At 53.4% G+C, this 18,523-nt stretch carries 14 protein-coding genes; 6 read left to right on the top strand and 8 right to left on the bottom strand.

All coding sequences use genetic code 11. From position 1 onward, the window contains the following. Positions 1-56: 56 nt before the first annotated feature. On the top strand, positions 57-1,550 hold the full coding sequence (locus tag SD69_RS03235; RefSeq protein WP_041522066.1) for a glycosyl hydrolase family 79 N-terminal domain-containing protein: 1,494 nt from the start codon (positions 57-59) through the stop codon (positions 1,548-1,550). Here the strand turns inward: SD69_RS03235 and SD69_RS03230 are convergent. Further along, positions 1,547-2,428 (bottom strand): AraC family transcriptional regulator, encoded by an 882-nt coding sequence (locus SD69_RS03230; protein WP_041522065.1) that lies wholly within the window; start codon positions 2,426-2,428, stop codon positions 1,547-1,549. The two genes, SD69_RS03235 and SD69_RS03230, sit on opposite strands and share 4 nt — an antisense overlap. 180 nt (positions 2,429-2,608) lie before the next feature. Between SD69_RS03230 and SD69_RS03225 the strand changes: the two genes are divergently transcribed. After that, positions 2,609-3,661: an NAD(P)-dependent alcohol dehydrogenase gene (locus SD69_RS03225; protein ID WP_041522064.1), complete on the top strand. Its 1,053-nt coding sequence runs from the start codon at positions 2,609-2,611 to the stop codon at positions 3,659-3,661. Positions 3,662-3,687: 26 nt separating this feature from the next. Here SD69_RS03225 and SD69_RS03220 read toward each other — a convergent pair whose 3' ends face one another. Then, complete coding sequence (locus SD69_RS03220) at positions 3,688-4,419, bottom strand: helix-turn-helix domain-containing protein (protein WP_041522063.1); 732 nt, start codon at positions 4,417-4,419, stop codon at positions 3,688-3,690. A 137-nt stretch (positions 4,420-4,556) separates the two neighbouring features. On the opposite strand from SD69_RS03220, the gene SD69_RS03215 reads away from it, so the two are divergent. Continuing rightward, positions 4,557-4,892: a hypothetical protein gene (locus tag SD69_RS03215; protein ID WP_041522062.1), complete on the top strand. Its 336-nt coding sequence runs from the start codon at positions 4,557-4,559 to the stop codon at positions 4,890-4,892. 1 nt (position 4,893) lies between these two features. Further along, a complete protein-coding gene (locus tag SD69_RS03210; RefSeq protein ID WP_041522061.1) occupies positions 4,894-5,700 on the top strand; it encodes a DUF2145 domain-containing protein in 807 nt (268 codons plus the stop codon). Between the two features lie 180 nt (positions 5,701-5,880). On the opposite strand, the gene SD69_RS03205 is transcribed toward SD69_RS03210, so the two are convergent. The 3 genes from SD69_RS03205 to SD69_RS03195 form a co-directional block, all read right to left on the bottom strand. Next, positions 5,881-10,200, bottom strand: a complete 4,320-nt coding sequence (locus tag SD69_RS03205) for a glycosyl hydrolase (RefSeq protein ID WP_232301146.1) — start codon at positions 10,198-10,200, stop codon at positions 5,881-5,883. Positions 10,201-10,475: 275 nt separating this feature from the next. Continuing rightward, complete coding sequence (locus SD69_RS03200; protein WP_041522060.1) at positions 10,476-11,291, bottom strand: LytR/AlgR family response regulator transcription factor; 816 nt, start codon at positions 11,289-11,291, stop codon at positions 10,476-10,478. 13 nt (positions 11,292-11,304) lie between these two features. After that, positions 11,305-12,420 carry a sensor histidine kinase gene (locus tag SD69_RS03195; RefSeq protein ID WP_041522059.1) on the bottom strand — a complete coding sequence of 372 codons (1,116 nt, stop codon included), beginning with the start codon at positions 12,418-12,420 and terminating at the stop codon, positions 11,305-11,307. 386 nt (positions 12,421-12,806) lie between these two features. Between SD69_RS03195 and SD69_RS03190 the strand changes: the two genes are divergently transcribed. Further along, on the top strand, positions 12,807-13,016 hold the full coding sequence (locus tag SD69_RS03190) for a hypothetical protein (RefSeq protein ID WP_041522058.1): 210 nt from the start codon (positions 12,807-12,809) through the stop codon (positions 13,014-13,016). On the opposite strand, the gene SD69_RS03185 is transcribed toward SD69_RS03190, so the two are convergent. From SD69_RS03185 to SD69_RS03175, 3 genes are all read right to left on the bottom strand, one after another. After that, positions 12,994-13,914 (bottom strand): pirin family protein, encoded by a 921-nt coding sequence (locus SD69_RS03185; RefSeq protein ID WP_041522057.1) that lies wholly within the window; start codon positions 13,912-13,914, stop codon positions 12,994-12,996. The two genes, SD69_RS03190 and SD69_RS03185, sit on opposite strands and share 23 nt — an antisense overlap. Before the next feature lie 86 nt (positions 13,915-14,000). Next, on the bottom strand, positions 14,001-16,406 hold the full coding sequence (locus SD69_RS03180) for an acyl-CoA dehydrogenase (RefSeq protein ID WP_041522056.1): 2,406 nt from the start codon (positions 16,404-16,406) through the stop codon (positions 14,001-14,003). Positions 16,407-16,515: 109 nt separating this feature from the next. Then, positions 16,516-17,316: a PhzF family phenazine biosynthesis protein gene (locus tag SD69_RS03175; RefSeq protein WP_052480844.1), complete on the bottom strand. Its 801-nt coding sequence runs from the start codon at positions 17,314-17,316 to the stop codon at positions 16,516-16,518. Positions 17,317-17,455: 139 nt separating this feature from the next. Here SD69_RS03175 and SD69_RS03170 point away from each other — a divergent pair, with 139 nt between their 5' ends. Then, a complete protein-coding gene (locus tag SD69_RS03170; protein ID WP_041522055.1) occupies positions 17,456-18,463 on the top strand; it encodes a glycoside hydrolase family 5 protein in 1,008 nt (335 codons plus the stop codon). Positions 18,464-18,523: the final 60 nt, after the last annotated feature.

The following is an 18,523-nucleotide window of genomic DNA, read 5'->3' as shown; positions in this document are numbered from 1 at the left end:
GAAACGCTACTATCGGCGCGACATTCTCTGTTTGCTATATAGGCGCTCATATTACTATGCCTAACTCTTTGCTACTAATTCTGCCGCGCTGGTACGCCCGCTTAAAGCGCCAATACACAGCTCGTGCCGGTACCGCCAGCAGCGCGGTCGCGGTGACCATCGAAACCCAAAGCATCCACTCTAGTGTCAGCCCCCATTACTTATCGTTTTCGATTGATATATCCGTACTCGCTGGTGGCTTCTGGTGGGAAGGTAGCGAGGGTTCCCGTCGCGGCCTGGGTACATTACGGGTACCACCACTGGCACTTAAAGGGAAAAAACTGGATGCATTGGTACAGGCGCTGGGCCCTTCGTACCTACGTATCGGCGGCTCCGAAGCCGACAAAATTCACTACTTTGCGGCCCCCCCCGACGAGCCAGATGCACTGGTACTGACACGCAAACAATGGGACCGCCTGCATCAATTTATTGAGCGCAATAATCTCAAACTGATTTTTACCGTTAAGTACGGATTGTTTACCCGCCACGATCACGGCCAATGGTGCGGCGACGAGGTAAAAGAGCTGCTCGATTACAGTACCCAGCACGACTATGTCATTGACGTGTTTGAGTTGGGCAATGAGCTAAACGCTTACTGGGCGTTTCACGGTTTACGGGCCCAACCTAAGGCACGAGACTTAGCTGCCGACTACACAACGTTTATCAACCATATTCGCGAATACTATCCCGCAGCGCGCGTATCAGGCCCCGGCAGCGCCTTCTGGCCCCTAATCGGCGAGGCGTTTAAGCCCTTCTCCAATATTACCCGACGCTTTTTACAAGAGCTAACCGCGCCGCTCGACATCGTCAACTGGCACTACTATCCGTTTCAAAGCACCCGCTCGCCGGTGCGCACCCGCGGCGCCAACTTACGCACCCTGCTCAACCCAAAATCTTACGCAGACTTCGACAAGTACAGTCAAACACTCGCGTTTTGGCGCGACCAGTACCAACCCCAGGCGGAACTCTGGACCGGAGAAACCGGCTCCGCCCAGTGTGGCGGGCAACCCAAGTTATCGGATCGGTTTATCTCGTCGTTTTGGTGGGCCGACCAGCTGGGGCAAGGCGCGCTGCTAGGGCACCAAGTGATGGTACGCCAGAGCCTGTTGGGGGGAGATTACGGTTTGCTCGATCGCTTAACCCTAAAGCCTCGGCCCGATTACTGGGTAAGCTGGCTGTGGGTTCGGCTGATGGGGCGTCAGGTACACCGCTGTTACCACAGCGATAAACACTTGCGGGTTTACTGCCACCGCCATCCAAACGGCAAGCAACACACGGTGATGATTATTAACCTAAAGCCGCGGGGCGTGCGTCTGACTCTCGACATTAACGGCCAGCTAGCCGAGCGCTACAAGGTGACGGCTAAAAAGCTAACCAGCCGCAAGGTGTTTATCAACGGAGTTCGGCCCAAGCTGCAAAAAGGCGATATGGCGCTGGCGCAATTGCCTCAATCTGAGGCCGATAACCGGGTGCCAGGCTACAGTATTAATTTTTGGGTATATAACACCTAGCCCGCAATACGTGGCTGTGACGCACGCTTATCCTGTAGCGGGCTTACGCAAAAGTAACGTTTGTAATCGCGACTAAACTGATTGACGCTGTGATAGCCAACCTGCTCCGCGGTTTGCGTCACATTTAAATCATCCCGACTAAGCAGCATTTGGGCTTTTAACAAACGCATTCGCTTAATGTACTGCAGCGGCGAGCTTTGCGTGACCTCTTTAAAGTGCTGATGGAACGACGACACACTCATATGCGCCTGCTCGGCCAATTGCTCGACGGTTAGCCCGGCCGCAATATCGCTGTGTATCAACTCCAGCGCCTGCACAACACGCGAGTAATTGCCGCTGCCGTCCACCAGTGCTCTCAGTGCCGGCCCCTGAGCGCCATTAAGCGCTTCAAAAACCACCTCGCGCACTCGCCCCGGCCCCATCAACTGAGTTGTTTGAGGTTCGGCTAGCGCCCGTAACAAGCGGGTCACCGCCTCCTCCATCGCCTCGGTCATAGGCACCGACGCCATCGGCTCTGGAGGCCGGTTCACGTCAGCCAAATACCGCATCGCATGCACCAGTTCGGCCAGCATCGCCGGGTCTATGTGTACCGACACCCCCATCAATGGTGCCTGCTCGCTGGCAAATGTTTCACATTCAAAAGGCAGATGCAGTGTTTGCACCAAATAGTGGCCAGGGTTGTAATGAATTTCGCGATCGCCCAGATAGCCAATTTTGCGCCCCTGAGCCACAAAAATTAAACTCGGCTGGTACACCATAGGAGTGCGCGCAAGTGGCTTATGACTGCAAAATACATTTACACCACTCAGGGCCGTATCGGAGTATCCGTCATGCTTAAGTAGCGGCTTAATAAGCCTCATCATGGCCGGTAGATTCATAGTGCCGCCTGAAATCTTCAAGTTTGTGCTATACAGTATGCCAACCCGCTACCGCAATCACGAGCCGTAATTAGACAAATTTGGAGAAATAAGCAAAAAACGCCGATAAATCAGTGATCCAAAACAGCCCTGCTAACGCACAATACAGGACGATGTTATTAACCCTTCAAGGAGAACTCCATGGGCACCACTTATTCTTATGCGGCACAATCGGCCAGCAGCGCGCTGGCGCCTTACGAATTTACCCGCCGCGCCCTGCGCCCCGACGACGTTGCCATTGATATTGACTACTGCGGCGTGTGCCACACCGATATTCACTTTGCCGAAAACGACTGGGGAATGAGCGTCTACCCCGTCGTTCCCGGACATGAAATCATCGGCCGCGTTAACGCAGTAGGCGATAATGTGACCGACCATAAAGTCGGTGATTTGGTGGGGGTTGGCTGCATGGTGGATTCCTGCCGCCACTGCCCGGCGTGCGAATCCGGCCTCGAACAATTTTGCAAAGATGGATTTGTCGGTACCTACAACGGCGAAGATCGCCACGATGGCTCTATTACCATGGGCGGTTACTCCGACAACATCGTGGTAAGCGATCGCTTTGTGGTGAAAGTTCCGGCCAAGCTCGACCCGGCCAGTGCCGCGCCCATCTTATGCGCCGGTATCACGACCTATTCACCGCTAAAACACTTTGGTGTTAAAAAGGGCGATAAAGTCGGCGTGATTGGTATGGGTGGACTGGGCCATATGGGCGTTAAATTCGCCAAAGCCATGGGCGCCGAGGTCACTATCTTTACCCGGTCTGAGTCGAAAATCGCCGAGGCAAAAAAGCAAGGCGCCGATCATGTGATTATCTCGACCGATGAAGCGCAAATGTCCGCCGCCACCGAACAGTTTGATTACTTGCTGGACACTATTCCGGTACAGCACGATTTAAATCCCTACATTAACTGCCTAACCTTTGACGGGGTACACATTTTGGTAGGTTTGTTAGAGCCGGTAGAACCCGCGCTGCAAGCCGGTGGATTAGTTATGCGTCGCCGCGTACTGGCTGGCTCTTTGATCGGTGGGATGCCCGAAACCCAAGAGGTTTTGGATTTTTGCGCCGAGCACGATATTACCTGCGATGTAGAAATGCTGAACATTAAAGACATCAACACCGCCTATCAGCGAATGAAAAAAGGTGATGTTAAATACCGCTTTGTAATCGACGTGCAAAGCTTAAAGGCTTAATCAACGGCGAACACAGCTGCGGTGCTTTAGCGCCGCAGCTGTTGAAACTGCGATAGTTCCCAAGGTCGCATGGCCATCAAGATACCAATATGGGTGCGCTGGCCAAGCGGGAGCTTAGCGTCCACACGGTTCAGCTCTTCGGCCTCCGCGGTAAGCTGCTCTAGGCGCCGCTGCAAATGATGAATAGACGCCTGTGAATATGACCCGCGCAAGTAAAACCGAAAGCTCTCCTCCTCGGTAAAGCTGCCCTGTAAAAACTTACTGATCACATCCTCGGTAATAAATCGCTCTAATGGCCCGCCGGGAATCCAGCGCAAGTTGCGTGAAATTAATACTTTGTATTTGTTACCCGGCAATAACTGCAACAACTTTAAGCGATCGAGCTGGGCCAATAACTGCACGCACTCATGCTCAGAGATGCGGTAGTGCTCGATGATCTCTTCATAGCTCCAGCCATCACGCACGCAAACCGCCACCAAACACAAGGTGGGGCTATCCACCAACTGCTGCTCTTGCTCCAGGCTTAGCTGGGTAATCTCGCTGTTGACCGGCTCGGCCAGAGCAAAAAAATCATGCAGGCTTAAATGCAGCACGCGGCAAATTTCCTCTAGCCGCGCCAGGCTCAAACTGTGCTGCGAGAACATACGCTTGACGTTGGCCTCGCTCATATCGAGCGAGGCGGCAAGGTCCCGATAGGTAATACCGCGCTCACGCAACAGGGTCTTTAACGCGTCGCAAATCTTAGGTATCTGACTCAAAGTATACTATCCATAGACTTAAAGAGTATTAAATCGCTACATTATCACTTTCGGTTTACTTTAAATAGCCCTCGATTAGTATGGCTCCTGCTGGTCAACAGCAACCACTAATGGACATTAAGTAAACGGAGAACAACATGAATAAATCAACAAAACAAATCGGACTTTTCACGTTATTAACCTTATGTGCTCTGCCCGTCTGTGCGGCATCGCAAAACGCCAGTAAAGCGGCCGAGCACTCCGCACTGGCCGCCGGACACTCTGCCACCGCTGGCGCTCAGGTCGTTAGTGCTGCGGTAGCGACACCGCTCGTAGTGGTGGGCGAAGTTGGTAAAGCGGCCGGCAAAACCGGTGAAAAAATGATGGAATTTGCGCTTGATGACGAGCCGTTAGAGATTTCAGATGATACCATCATTGCCGACCCGGCCCCGCGCCAACATATGCAAACCGTTAACGATCAGGGAGCGATCTAACATGAAAAAACTTACCGCACTGCTGTTAATACTAAGCACCGCGGTACTGCCTACCCGCCTGTGGGCGGGTAGTGCCAGCGCCGAGGATAACCAGTTTCCCGCCGAACAAATCACCGCCTTTGCCAAGTCGGTAGAACACTACGCCGCCCAGCGTGGCGCGCGCGCCTTTATTATTGGCCGGATAGGTCGGCCCGAGGACTCACTGCCGGAGGGTATTCGCTTCACTCACACGGCCGTTGCCATTTATTCGAGCATCGCGCTCGAGGACGGCACCACACGCAAAGGCTATGCGGTTCACAACTTGTACCAAAAAGCCGATGCGGTAGATGAAAGTGAATTGGTAACGGATTACCCCACCGACTTTTTCTGGTCGGCCAAGGCCCTAAAAGCGGGAGTAATTATCCCCAGCGCCGATTTACAGCAACGGCTGATTAGCTTGTATGCCGAAGGTAAAGCGCAAGCGGTGCATGTACCGAGCTACTCGGCCATCGCTAACCCGTTTAACTCCCAATATCAAAACTGTACCGAATATACTCTCGATGTTATTAATTCGGCGATTTATCAAACCCAAGACAAAGCGAAATTAAAAGCCAACGCCAAAGCGCACTTTAAGCCAATGCTGGTGCAAGAGAGCCCTATTAAAATTTTACTGGGCAGCGTGGTAATGAAAGACATAGCACGGGATGACCACTCAGGCCCCGTTGCTACCGCCACTTTTAGTTCGATTGCGCGCTACTTAAACGAAAACAGTTTGCTCAAAGAAGCCAGTATTTTAATGGCAGACGGCCAAAGCCAAGCGCTGATGTAAAACCAGAGAAAAAGCCCCGTCGCTGTATTGGTCCACACTTCGCTAAGCAGCCGTTAGTGAGTTTCGACGGGGAAGAACCGAGTAGCAGGACTTACTCAGGTTTGAGGCAAGCAGTAAGTGCTAACAAAAGGCCCCGGCAAATACCGGGGCTTTTGCGTTTGCACTTATTGATGTTTTTACTTAGTAGACTTCAAAGCTCCACAGTGAATAGCCGTAACCGGTACCGCGCGCGGTGCCGAGCATACGCACATAGCGGCCAGTGGCGTTTACCGCGAGGTCATCGATACCGCCATTGCCGTTGGCCTCGGTGAACACAGTCGTCCAGTCGCTGCCATTGTCAGACACTTGTATCTGATAGCCTTTGCCGTAAGCGGCTTCCCAGCTCAGTACCACATTGGTAATGGTACGGGTTGAGCCGAGATCTACGCGAACCCACTGATCGTCACTAAACTCGCTAGCCCAGCGGGTATTGGCATCGCCATCGGTGGCATAGCTGGCCAACCAATAACCCCCTTCAACCGTTGAGGCATCCACCTGAGCAGCGGCGGCCATATCACTGCCGCCTGAGCCGGTAGGCACACTACTGCTGCTGGAGGAGCTGGAACTTGACGGCTCGCTGCTAGAGCTTACCGAGCTGCTGCTAGACGACGAGCTGGATGAGCTAGAGCTATCCTCAGAGCTGCTGGACGAACTACTAGACGAGCTAACACTGGATGAGCTGCCACCGCCGTTACTGGCGCTGCCGTATACTTCCATCTCAAACAGTGAGTAACCCCACGCCGTGCCTCGTGCAACACCTTGCAGACGCACATAACGGCCGCTGGCCGCAAGATCAGTCAGCGTATCAACACCGCCATCGCCACCGGATACCGTGCGTACGGTGCTCCAGTGGTTGGCATCGTCGGATACCTGAATCTGGTAATCGCTGCCGTAGGCCGCTTCCCAGCTCAGGTTAACCGAACTAATGTTGTACACCTGCTCCAGGTCGACGTAGATCCACTCGCCATCAGTCCAGCCACTGGCCCAACGGGTGCCGGCATCGCCATCAACCGCTTGCGCGCCACTCATGCCATCGGATTCGTTAGACGAGGTATAAACCGCTTTGCCGGTAGCCAGATTGGCCGTTGGCTCAGGGCCGGTATCGTCGTCTTCAACGCTAAAGTCCATCCAGTTAACATTCACCACATCGCTAAACGCTAAACGTAATGTGTGTGCACCTTCGCTCAGGTCGATCGACTCGGTCACAGTCTCCCACGCTTGCAGGCCACCGGTAGAACCAACGCTGACAACGCCGCTCTGCTGCCCGTCAAGCAACAGGGTAATGGTGCCGCCCACTTCACTGGCAACCCGCAAGTTCAGCTCATAGCTGCCCGAGGCGTCAACATTAAGCTTGTAGTCGGCCCAGGCATCCGGCGCAATATCGCTTAGGTTTAAGAAGCCCGAGAAGTCGTCGGTCTGCTCAACCCGCACGCCATCCATATCGGCATACTCTTCGGCCTGAACACGCGAGGGTACCGAGTGCACATTGCTGTCGTTATGCACCGGCATATTGACGTAAATGCTACCCAGTTCGGTCAAAACACCCGACTGACGATAATCAAACAAGCCATTGTACGGGTGACCGTTGCGACGACCGGTGAACCACGCGTAACGCTCAACGTCGTCATCGTTCTCAAACGAGTCGACCACTTGAATCAAAAATTTCTTCTGATCCTCCAGGGTAGTGCTATCAATCCAGTGACTAAACTCTGTCATCCAAATCGGTTTGTTGTACTTTTTAAAGCGATCCACGTACCACTCAACACCACCGGCATCTTCCATATAGGCGTGAATCGAGATGGCATCCACACGACAGTCTGGACAGATATCAAAGAAATCATCCAGGTAGTCGATCGGGTCGTAGTATGTAGTGCCACCTTCGCTGTTGCAGTTGCCGCAGTAATTCATGGCAACACTGACGATGTCTAAGTCGAACTCATCGGCGATGGCCTCCAATCGCGGCCACTCGGCCGCCGCCTGTGACGGCGTCATATTGGCTTGATCAAGGAAGTTGGGCTCGTTAAACGCCAGGATGTACTCAACATCGGGGTGGGCGGCAATATAGTCGCGCATACCCTGATCATCAAACCCGCCGTTCCAGGCCATCGGCGCAAACTCGACACCGTAGTTTTGATACACATCAGCAATCTGAACATCAGGCTTGTGGCTCCAGTTGTACCACCAGCTGATGCCCTCAGAGATAGCGGCCAGATCTTCTTCAGAGTGATGACCAAAGCCTAAACCGCGCTTAGCACTTTTGGCCGAGCTGTGACTGCCATCGACAATAACGTAATTGGTGGTGGTGTCTTCCAGCTCACCGTCGCTGACGCTGACGATTACCTCGTAGCTGCCCTCGGTTTGGTACTCGTGGGTAACGGTAGCACCACTGCCCAAGCTACCATCGCCAAAGTCCCACACGTAGGTAAGCTCATCGCCGTTCACATCGGTAGAGGCACTCGCATCAAAATCCACGGTAAGCGGCGCACCGCCTTGTGAAACCGAGGTTTTTATGGCGGCCTGCGGTGCACGGTTAACCACTTCACCATTGTTGCCAGACTGCGTGGCCTGCTCGCCGCCGGACAAATACACGTCATCAATCGCAAGGCCCTCGATTTCGCCTACGCCCAGCAGCTGGAACACCTGGCGAACATCCGACAGATCAACGTCTAGAGCAACCTCGGACATGGGAATAACGATCTCATGCCACTGACCGTCACGGGCAAAGCCGTAAGGATCGGCGCCGGGGGCAAAGTCGACCCACAGCTGGCCGATATCGTCGACACTGCCACTCTTCATGCCCACTTTAAACTCGGCGTTGGAGGTGGTTCTCATGGAGAAGTGCAGCATGCCATTGGGGTTATCAAAAGCGGTTAAATTAAAGCCTTCGCGCGCGGTAAGGCCCATGCCGTACCAGCCTTTGCCAGTCGAATCCACATGCAATGAGCCGTTACCTTCGAGAATGCCGTCAGGCTGCAGTGCCAGAGTATCGTCCCATATAAACAAGTCGCCATTTACCCCAAACGCAAAATCACCGGCATCTCGGTGCTCGGGCGTCTCGGTATAAATGCCAAAAGCGCCAAATTCAGGCGCGTCCAGCTCAACGCTCTCGGTAAGGTAGATATTGTCCACGGCGATGTTCATCGCCTCGGCCGGGGCCGGGCCGGACATGCTGAACAGTTGTTTAATGGTTTCAAAGTCGACCCCGCCAAACTCAGCCATGGGGATCGCCACATGAGTCCACTCACCAGTGCGCTGCAAGCCAAACTGATCGCCACCGGCGGCCAGAGTTACCGAGCCATCACCGCCCGAGGTACTTGATAGCCCAATCGTAATCGGCTCAACCGACTCGGTTTTCATATCGAAGTGCAGATAACCGTGCTTATAGTTGCGCAAGTTTTGGTCTTTGTGCAGCAAACCCATGCCCCACCAGTCACCGGGGGCAATGTCGTAGGCCAGCGCCGAGCTGCCTTCGGACGGCGCCGTCGTGGCGGTGGTCATGTTGTTCCAGATATACAGGTTGGTATTATCGCCCCAGTTTAGCTCGCTAAACACCGGTGTCGTTTCAGTGCTGACACCGTAAGTGCCCGTGGCCAGAGTATCTTCAGCTCGGTGGATTTCGGTGTAGTTGTTTTCGTATAAGCGCACATAATCCACCGCCATTTTGGCCGGGAAGGATGCGGTAATCTGGCTCGGCTCGGTTAGCTCAACAAAATTCCAGCCGCCCACCGCCATATTTAAAATAATGTGGGCTGGGTTATCGCGAAACTCCGACATATTAGGGTCGGTGATATCCATGTTAAAAAACTCGATATCATCCACATACATGGTCACCTGCTCGGGGGTCCAATCCATTTTATAGGTGTGGAAGTCATCATTGAGGTTAAAAGGCGTCTCGATATCGGCGGCGGCATCGGCTTGCAGCCAATCGCTCCAGTCGCCCGACTCATGCCACCAGTGCAGCGCACCGGAGACCGCGTGGTTCACGGTGCCAGCGTCGATAGCCGCTTTGTAACCGGCCTCCAGGATGTCCCACTCGCCGGATTTGGGCCAGCCATCGATACCAAAGTTATTGCCCATCATCCAAAAGGCGGGCCACAGGCCATCGGCTAAGTCGGGCAACTTGATACGTGCCTCAATGGTGCCGTACCGAAAGCCAAAGCGGCCATTGGTGTGAATACGGCCCGAGGTAAACTCTTTGCCCTCGTAAGCCTCACGCTTGGCTTCAATAATTAGGTTGCCGTTTTCTAAGTAAACGTTGTCGTGGGAGGCGGTGTAATACTGCAACTCGCCATTGCCGTTGCCGTCACCACCGGTGTTAAAGCTCCAGATGGAGCGGTCTAAACGCTCGCCATCGAACTCATCAGACCAAATAGGGGTGCTCTGGGCGCTAGCTGTTTGCGCCGCAACGCAAGAGCCCGCAAGCACGATGGCTTGCCAAAGTGGCTTTCTCGAAATCATCATCTTATTGTCCTGCAATTCGGTTTATAGGTTTTGTAATGTCAGGATTTTTAAAGCTTGCCTGCGAGAGGGTAGCCGCGGAAACAATCCGCTGGCACATTCCTTTGAGATGCGCCTGGCTTGTTTTTATGACACGTTCCAGACGATGGGCAAGAGTTAGAGTGCACCAGCCAAATTTTTGGCGCAAGCGACGCAAGATAAGCCGGACTCTTGAAGCGACAAGCGGGATACGGCGGCGAAGAGGCTGTGAACCGCCTCACACTCGGCGGCGCTGAGCACTAGAGCTTTTTTAACAGTTGCTTAATGGGTTCGTTATAACTACGGCTGACTTTCAGTTGCTCGCCGCACTCGAGCAACACCAGATAGTCGCCTTTGCTTAAAGATTGCACACTGGCGATGCGCTCGACATTAACAATCGTAGAGCGATGAATCCGCCGAAACAAGCGCTCATCCAGTGCCGCAACCAGCTCTTTTACGGTGCTGCGCATAATATGAGTTTCACCTTCGGCATGAATACACATGTAGTCACCCGCAGCGTCTACCCAATCAATCGTGTGCTGCGCGATCACCCGGGCTGAGCCGGCATCGCGCACCACCAATTTGGCATCGCTCAGCGAGTGCGCACTGTTTACCGAGGGCGCGCTATCGGCGTTGTCACTTAAGCGCTGCAGTAAATCATCAATCGCCCCAATTAACGGTTGTTTCAGCTCGCCCCGCGCCTGAGTAGATTGAAAGCGCTCTAACGCTCGCCCTACGGCCCGAGCCAGGCGCTCTTCGTCGAGCGGCTTAGGGATATAATCCACAGCGTGCAAATCAAATGCATCGAGAGCATATTGTTGATACGTAGTGACGAACACCACCATTGGCATCACATCATTTTGCAGCGCTTTAATCACTTCAAAGCCATTCTTGCCTGGCATATGAATATCCAAAAACATGAGATCCGGCTGTAGCCGCAACGTAGCCTCGATGGCCTCACGGCCGTTGCGACACTGAGCTACCACCTCAATGTCGGGGAACTCAGCCAAACAGGCACTCAACACCTGCAATGCTAAAGGCTCATCATCTACAATTATTGTTTTTAGTGGTGTCATCGCAAAGCTACTTCTAGATTGAGTAAGGGATTTGAATTTCGACATTCAAGCCATGGGGCTCAACATCGAGCAATTGAAACTGATAGTTCTCGCCAAACAGTGTCTCCAGTCGTTCGCTAATATTGCGCAGACCGACACCGTGACTGGGCACGCTATGGCTGCGAGCTTTGCCAAACCCTGGGCCGTTATCAGCGACGCTAATCACCAGCCAACGTTGTTCTGCGATCCGGGCGCTTATCGCGATTTTTGCCCCCTGCTCGGTACCCGCTACCGCGTATTTTACCGCATTCTCAATGAGAGGCTGCAATAACAGGCTCGGCACTTGCGCCCGCCCTGCTGTTTCATCTACGTGGATGTTTAGAGTTAACCGATCGGAAAAGCGAATGCGCTCTATGTCGATATACAGCGATAGGGTTTTCAGTTCATCATCGAGAGTCGTTTTTACATTCGGGTCATACTCCAGCGAGTAGCGTAAAAATTTACCCAAGCGGTCAATCATCGCCAACGACTTTTTTTCTTCTTTTAAACGAACCAATGCGTAAATCGAGTGTAATGTGTTAAATAAAAAGTGCGGGTTTATTTGATAGCGCAACATTTTTAATTGCGCCTCTCGGGCGATGGCTTCGGCTTTTAATCGTCTTATTTGTTCATGCCGGGCACGCTCTATATCCTCCAGATGGGCGGCGTGCTCTACTTGCAACAACAAGTAATAATTAAGCCCGTGATACAACGCCGACCAACAAAGATAAATATAAAAGGCTCCAAAATACCAGCCGCCAAACTCAGCCCATGTACCCTCTTCATCGGTGAGCCAAATGTAGGTAACAATACGCAATGCCGTCCATGCTAATGCCGTGAGGCCAGCAAGTAACAATGCCAGCACGAGGCGCACCAGCGCGTTGAAAGGCCAGATGGCGAGATAACAGTAAGCCAACACCTGCGACAGCACCAACCCCATGGCCGCCTGTAAAAACATGTGCTGAATATAAATCCACTCGGCGCGCTCATACCAAAGCACCATACCGAGAAATGGGATAACGGAGAGCCCAAACCAAAAGATGAGTTGCCCGATCCAATACTGGCCGGAATCGTCATACAGAACAGGCTTAAGCAAACGTGTTGTTTTCATTGCGGGAATCCGGGCAGCTTAGCACCGCCCCGCCGGGCCAAAACTCTCGGCGAGGCGAACAGGCGATAGCGTAGCCCGAGTTTACTTGGCAAGCCCGTCGGAGCCATAAGAGCCGCCTATATTTTATTATTAACTGAGCGTATCCCTATGCAACAGACGATAATAACAGTTTACCCCCAGCGCTTACCGGCAACAACTGTTACCAAAAAAACCTGTAAGCGGTATTATTCAATCGCTAGATTATGCCGCTAGCGCGCTAAAGTCCGCTATAACCATGCAGTGTCCCTTGCTGAAAGAATTGTCGGGCAGGCATAATGGTACACGGCTAGAAAACACCGGCTAATTTTACGCTTAACAACCTAAACTTTAGGCGCTTTACCCACACTATGCAGAAATTGATTATTCTTTTAGCCCTGCTATTCACCTCGGCTTGTACTCAGCACAAGATGGCGAATCACTATGGCTGTAGTTATGAAACCACCGAAGAGGCTTATGAAAACTGCATGCAGGTTGCCAATGGTGTCGACCAAGAAACCGCTCATGCGGCCGGTGAGCCTATTAACGAGAAAGGCACTAAGCCTCCGGCAAAGGAATAAAATCGGCGTCGCCCGGAACATGGCCAAACTCACCATCGCGCCAATCCGCTTTTGCCTGCTCGATCAGTTCGCGATCGCTGGCAACAAAGTTCCACCACAAGTGTCGCGGGCCATCCAGCGGCTCACCGCCAACAACCACAAAAACCGCCCCGGTTGCGCTGCGCACAATAATCTCTGCAGCAGGCTTTAACACCGCCATTTGCCCCTCGCTAAAACGGCAACCGTCTACCTCGATAGACCCTGTCACAAGATAAATGGCCCGCTCGGTATACTCGGCATCAATTTTTATTTTCGCGCCCGGCACCAGTGTCACATCGGCATAAAACAGAGGTGATTGTGTCTCTAATCGGGCATGCACGCCAAAGCACTCCCCGGCCACAACTCTCACCCTCGCACCTTCGGCCTCAAGCTCGGGCAAGCTCGAAACACTGTAATGCACAAAGTTCGCAGCGCACTGCTCAAGCGCTTTAGGCAGCGCGACCCACACTTGTAGCCCCATCAAAGATTGGCCCTGTGTGCGCGCTTCATCTGAGCTTCGCTCCGAATGAACAATCCCGCGACCAGCGGTCATCCAGTTTACCGCGCCAGGGGTAATAAGCTGTTTAAAGCCCAGGCTGTCGCGGTGCAAAATACTGCCCTCGTATAAGTAAGTTAGCGTGGACAAACCGATGTGTGGATGAGGTCGAACGTCCAGACCGGTGCCCGGCCTAAACGTGGCTGGCCCCATATGATCAAAAAATACGTAAGGCCCCACGGCCCGCCGCTTGGGCGCGGGTAATATACGGCGAACGGAAAAATCGCCAATATCACGCATATTAGGAATAATCACGGTTTCCACCGGAACCCCGCTGTCACTGTGTTGATGACAGTCCGGGTCGACATCAGCTAGCCTGCTCATTGCGGCTCCTGCTTATTTATTATTGTCAGTGGCAGGCGCAAGCGCCCGCAAAACTTCAAGGTTATTACGTGAAGTGCTTTGGTTTATCAAAGTTTATCAAAATTGTCAGTTAACAAGCAGTCGTAGCGACGCGCATCGTATTCCATCAGTGGCGTCACATCAGACTCATTAATAATACCGCGCGCTACAGCATCGTGCAGGCGTGCCTCTAATGTATCGCCGGTTAACTCACCTTTCGCCTGAGCGCGAGAGAAGTTGTGCCAGCTATCGCCCAATGCCAGCAGCATCTGGTACGTAGTCTCTACCCGCCCTACGGAGTCAGTGGGATCATCGCTTACATAGACGTAGCTTGCCAGCTGTTGCCGCACGCTGTTGTCTTCCATAATCAAACCACCCAGCCGGCGCACAGCATCATCGGAAGGCGCCCTGTACTTGCGGCCGAAGGTAAAAGTCGCCAGTTTAAAGGCCCACGCTACCGGGCGAAGCGGGAAGTTGCGGTAAAAATCCAACAGCGCTTCTTGCGCTTTATAAAGCGATTGCTCTAAGGCAAATTGCGCGTGAGCGTCTTCATCATCGGTGCGTGGATGAGCGCCGTGAAACTTTAAAATACTGCAGGCAATAAACAACTGGCTGTGTACATCACCTAAGCGCGCCGACAATAGCTCGCGGCGCTTTAAATCGCCGCCCAGCACGCCCAAGGCCACATCCGCCGCCACCGCAAATGCGGCGCTCATATGGTTAATATGCTGATACCAACGGCGCGAGAAATCATCGGCGTTAACCGGTGTGGGGCTAAAGCGCGAGCCGGTAAAACTAAACAGTTTTAACCGGGTAACATTACTCAGTACATGACCTATGTGCTTCATAAACAGGCCATCAAATACATCCAACGCTGCGTCTTCATCCTCGGCCTGCAGCGTTTGCACCTCATCGAATAAATAGGGGTGACAACGCATCGCGCCCTGGCCAAATATCATCAACGAGCGCGTTAAAATATTCGCCCCTTCAACTGTAATAGCAACCGGTAACGCGCGATAAGCAAACGCCGTAAAATTACGCGGCCCCAACTGAATAGCGCGGCCACTGACCACATCCATGGCGTGATTAACCGAGGTACGCATCAGCTCGGTAGCGTGGTATTTGGCCATCGCGGTCATAACCGATGGCGCACCCGAGTCGAGCCCGCGAGTCACTAATTGGCGCATAGCCTCAAGAGTATAACCATTGGCGGCCACTTCCGCGGTCGCCTCCTGGACACCCTCAAACTTACCCACCTCCATATTAAACTGACGACGGATTCGCGCGTAGGCGCCCACAGTTAAGTAGCTCATCTCGCCACTGGCAGTCGACAGCGCAGGCAGCGATACGCCGCGCCCGGCACCTAAACATTCGATCAGCATACGCCAGCCTTTACCGGCCATAGCGGGCCCGCCAATAATCCAATCCAGTGGGATAAACACATCGTCACCTTTGATCGGACCATTCATAAACGGCGAACCGGGGTTATGGCGCTGGCCAATCTCAATGCCGGGGTGATCGGCGGGCAACAAGGCGCAGGTAATACCATAATCAGACTTGTTGCTATCGCCCAGCAGATGCTCCGGGTCTTTTAGCTTAAACGCCAAGCCCACGACGGTGGCAATCGGCGCCAGAGTGATCCAGCGCTTAGAGAAATTCAGACGCAGGCCGACAACCTCTTGGCCCTCGAATTGGCCTTTGCAAACCACACCAATATCCGGGATCGAGCCGGCGTCAGAGCCCGCCTCCGGGCCAGTTAAACCAAAGCAGGGAATCTCGGTGCCGTCAGCCAGCCCCGGCAGCCAGCGCTGCTTTTGCTCGTCGGTGCCGTATTTCATGAGCAGCTCACCGGGGCCCAACGAGTTAGGCACCATGGCGGTCACCGCCGCGGTAATCGAACGGCTGGCAATTTTGCTCATTACCCGGCTCTGGGCGTAGGGGCTAAAGTCGCGGCCGCCGTACTCCTCGGGGATAATTAGGCCAAAAAAGCCCTCGGCTTTTAAATACTCCCAAGCGGCGGGCGACAGGTCCTGGTCTTCAAAAATTTGCCACTCGTCAATGCGGGTACACAGTTCGTTTACCTCATTATCGAGAAAGCTTTGCTCTTTTTCGCTCAGCTGCGGCAGCTCGATATCGACAAACTTTTTCCAGTCGGGGCGGCCGCTGAATAGGTCCTTCTCCCACCAGGTAGTACCCGCCTCCATCGCCTCGCGCTCGGTAACACTCATGGGCGGCATGGCTTTTTGCAACAACTTATACACCGGCTGAATCAGAATCGGGCGCCGCAGGGCAGGAACATTCAAAAATACCGCCAGCGCTAGGGTGGGTAAGAATAGGATCCACATCCAGCCCGAGACGAAGGTCAGAATGAATGAGCCGGCCACCAACACCACAGAGCTGAGCAGCAGGGGCACTTGGTAGTAAAGTACTACGGTGAGTAGGGCAATAAAAATAACGAGCGACAACAAGAACATAGAGGTTTCTCCGATTGGTCTACATGCCTATACGCAATAGCGGCATCTTGTAACCATAGACGATTTCCCAAGCATTATCTTGCTTGAGGCAATTCCCAATAACCGTGTTTTAACCCTCGGGCACTTGGATCTCACCCCGCAAAAACGGTTCAACAACGCCGGCAATTAACACCCGGTTATCGGCCAGTGTACATTCAAGCCAGCCACCGCGAACAGACAATTGACGCGCTTTGCTGCTGGTACACTGCAAGCGCTCGGCCCAGTAGGGCATCAAGGTCGTGTAAGCCGAGCCGGTAACCGGGTCTTCATCAATACCGGCGTTAGGGGCAAAAAAACGGGCGACAAAGTCATCGCGCGCTGGAGCCGTCACCATAACGGCAAAGTCATGCAGTCGCGACAGCGCCCTAAAGTCAGGGTTAAGCGCCGCAACGGCCGCCTCGGTTTTAAGCACCACCATCAACTGCACCCCGTCAAAGCACGTCTCAATATCATCGGTTTGACAGCCTAGCGCCGTGGCGATGTGATGGAACTCGACGTCGAGTGCAGGGCCGGTAAGCCGGGCCGGAAAGTCCAATTGCCAGCCGTCCCCGTGGCGTTTCACCGCTAACGGGCCACTGGCACTGCTGAAAGCCACGCCTTCGTCTTCTAGCAGGCCTCGCTCAGCCAACACATAGGCCGCGGCCAATGTGGCGTGACCACACAAATCGACCTCTCGCGCTGGCGTAAACCAGCGGATCGACCAAGGTACCTCACCGGTGACCACATACACAGTTTCAGCCAGATTATTTTGCGCCGCAATAGCCTGCATTTGCCGCTCGGGCAAGGGCTGGCCAGTAATGATAACCGCCGCAGGATTACCGCTAAACGGGCCGCGAGCAAAAGCATTCACCACATCCATGGCAAGCCGCACGCTTCACCTCCTGTTCTATCGCACACCCTATAGAGACCGGGTGTAAAGAATTGTTTTGGTCGCGCCGCTGGTATTGGACAGCGGCGACAGCGATTAGTATAAATGAGGCAGCCAATTCTTACATAATAAGGTGCCAATAATGCTCGTAAAATCTTTGTCTTGTGTACTACTTGGCACCGCGCTCAGTATCTGCCTGCCCTCTCAGGCTGACACCGCCGTAGAGCACTATGGCCAGCTTGCGGTAAAGGGCAACCGTATCGTCGATAAGCAGGCACAACCGGTCTCTTTGGCCGGGCCCAGTTTATTTTGGAGCAACACTGGCTGGGGCGCCGATAAATACTACAACGCCGACGTGGTTAACTATATTCAAGAGCAGTGGAACGCCCCTATCATTCGCGCTGCCATCGGCGCCGGCCTAAACGGCGGCATGCTAACCCATGCCGAGGACAACATGGCCAAGGCCGAGACGGTCATCGAAGCCGCTATCGACCAGGGCATGTACGTTATTCTTGACTGGCATGCCCACCACGCCGAAGACCCCCCTAATAATGCCATTGCGTTTTTCGAGCACTTTGCCCGTCAATATGGCGCACAACCCAATATTATTTATGAGATCTACAATGAGCCTCTGGCCGACACTGACTGGGCAACGGTGATTAAACCCTACGCCGAAAAAATCATCGCGGCGATTCGCGCGATCGACCCGGACAACCTCATTATTGTCGGCACCCAAACCTGGTCGCAAGATGTTGATAAAGCGGCCGACGACCCTATTACCGGTTTCGAGAACATCGCCTATACCCTGCATTTTTACGCCGGCACCCACAAAGCCGCCTTACGTAAAAAGGCCCAGTACGCATTGGATAAAGGAATCGCATTAATGGTTACTGAATGGGGTACGGTAAACGCCAACGGTGACGGCGCCGTAGACCGGCAAAGCACTGAGCAGTGGATGGCTTTTATCAAGCGTAACCAGCTTAGCCACGCCAACTGGGCACTTAACGATAAACTAGAGGGGGCTTCGATACTCAAAAATGGTGCGACAACCGATGGCGCCTGGAGCGATGAAGACCTTACCGAATCCGGCGCTTATGTAAAGAGTATTGTTAAAAGCTGGAGCGATATTAATTACTCCGGCAATGAGTAAGCACAACGGCTAACGCAAAAGGCGGGCTCTTACTCGAGCCCGCCTTTTGCCGTGTATCCG

It is taken from the genome of Gilvimarinus agarilyticus (genome assembly GCF_000832015.1).
Classification (GTDB): Bacteria; Pseudomonadota; Gammaproteobacteria; order Pseudomonadales; family Cellvibrionaceae; genus Gilvimarinus; species Gilvimarinus agarilyticus.
This window is presented reverse-complemented; position numbering and strand designations above follow the sequence as displayed.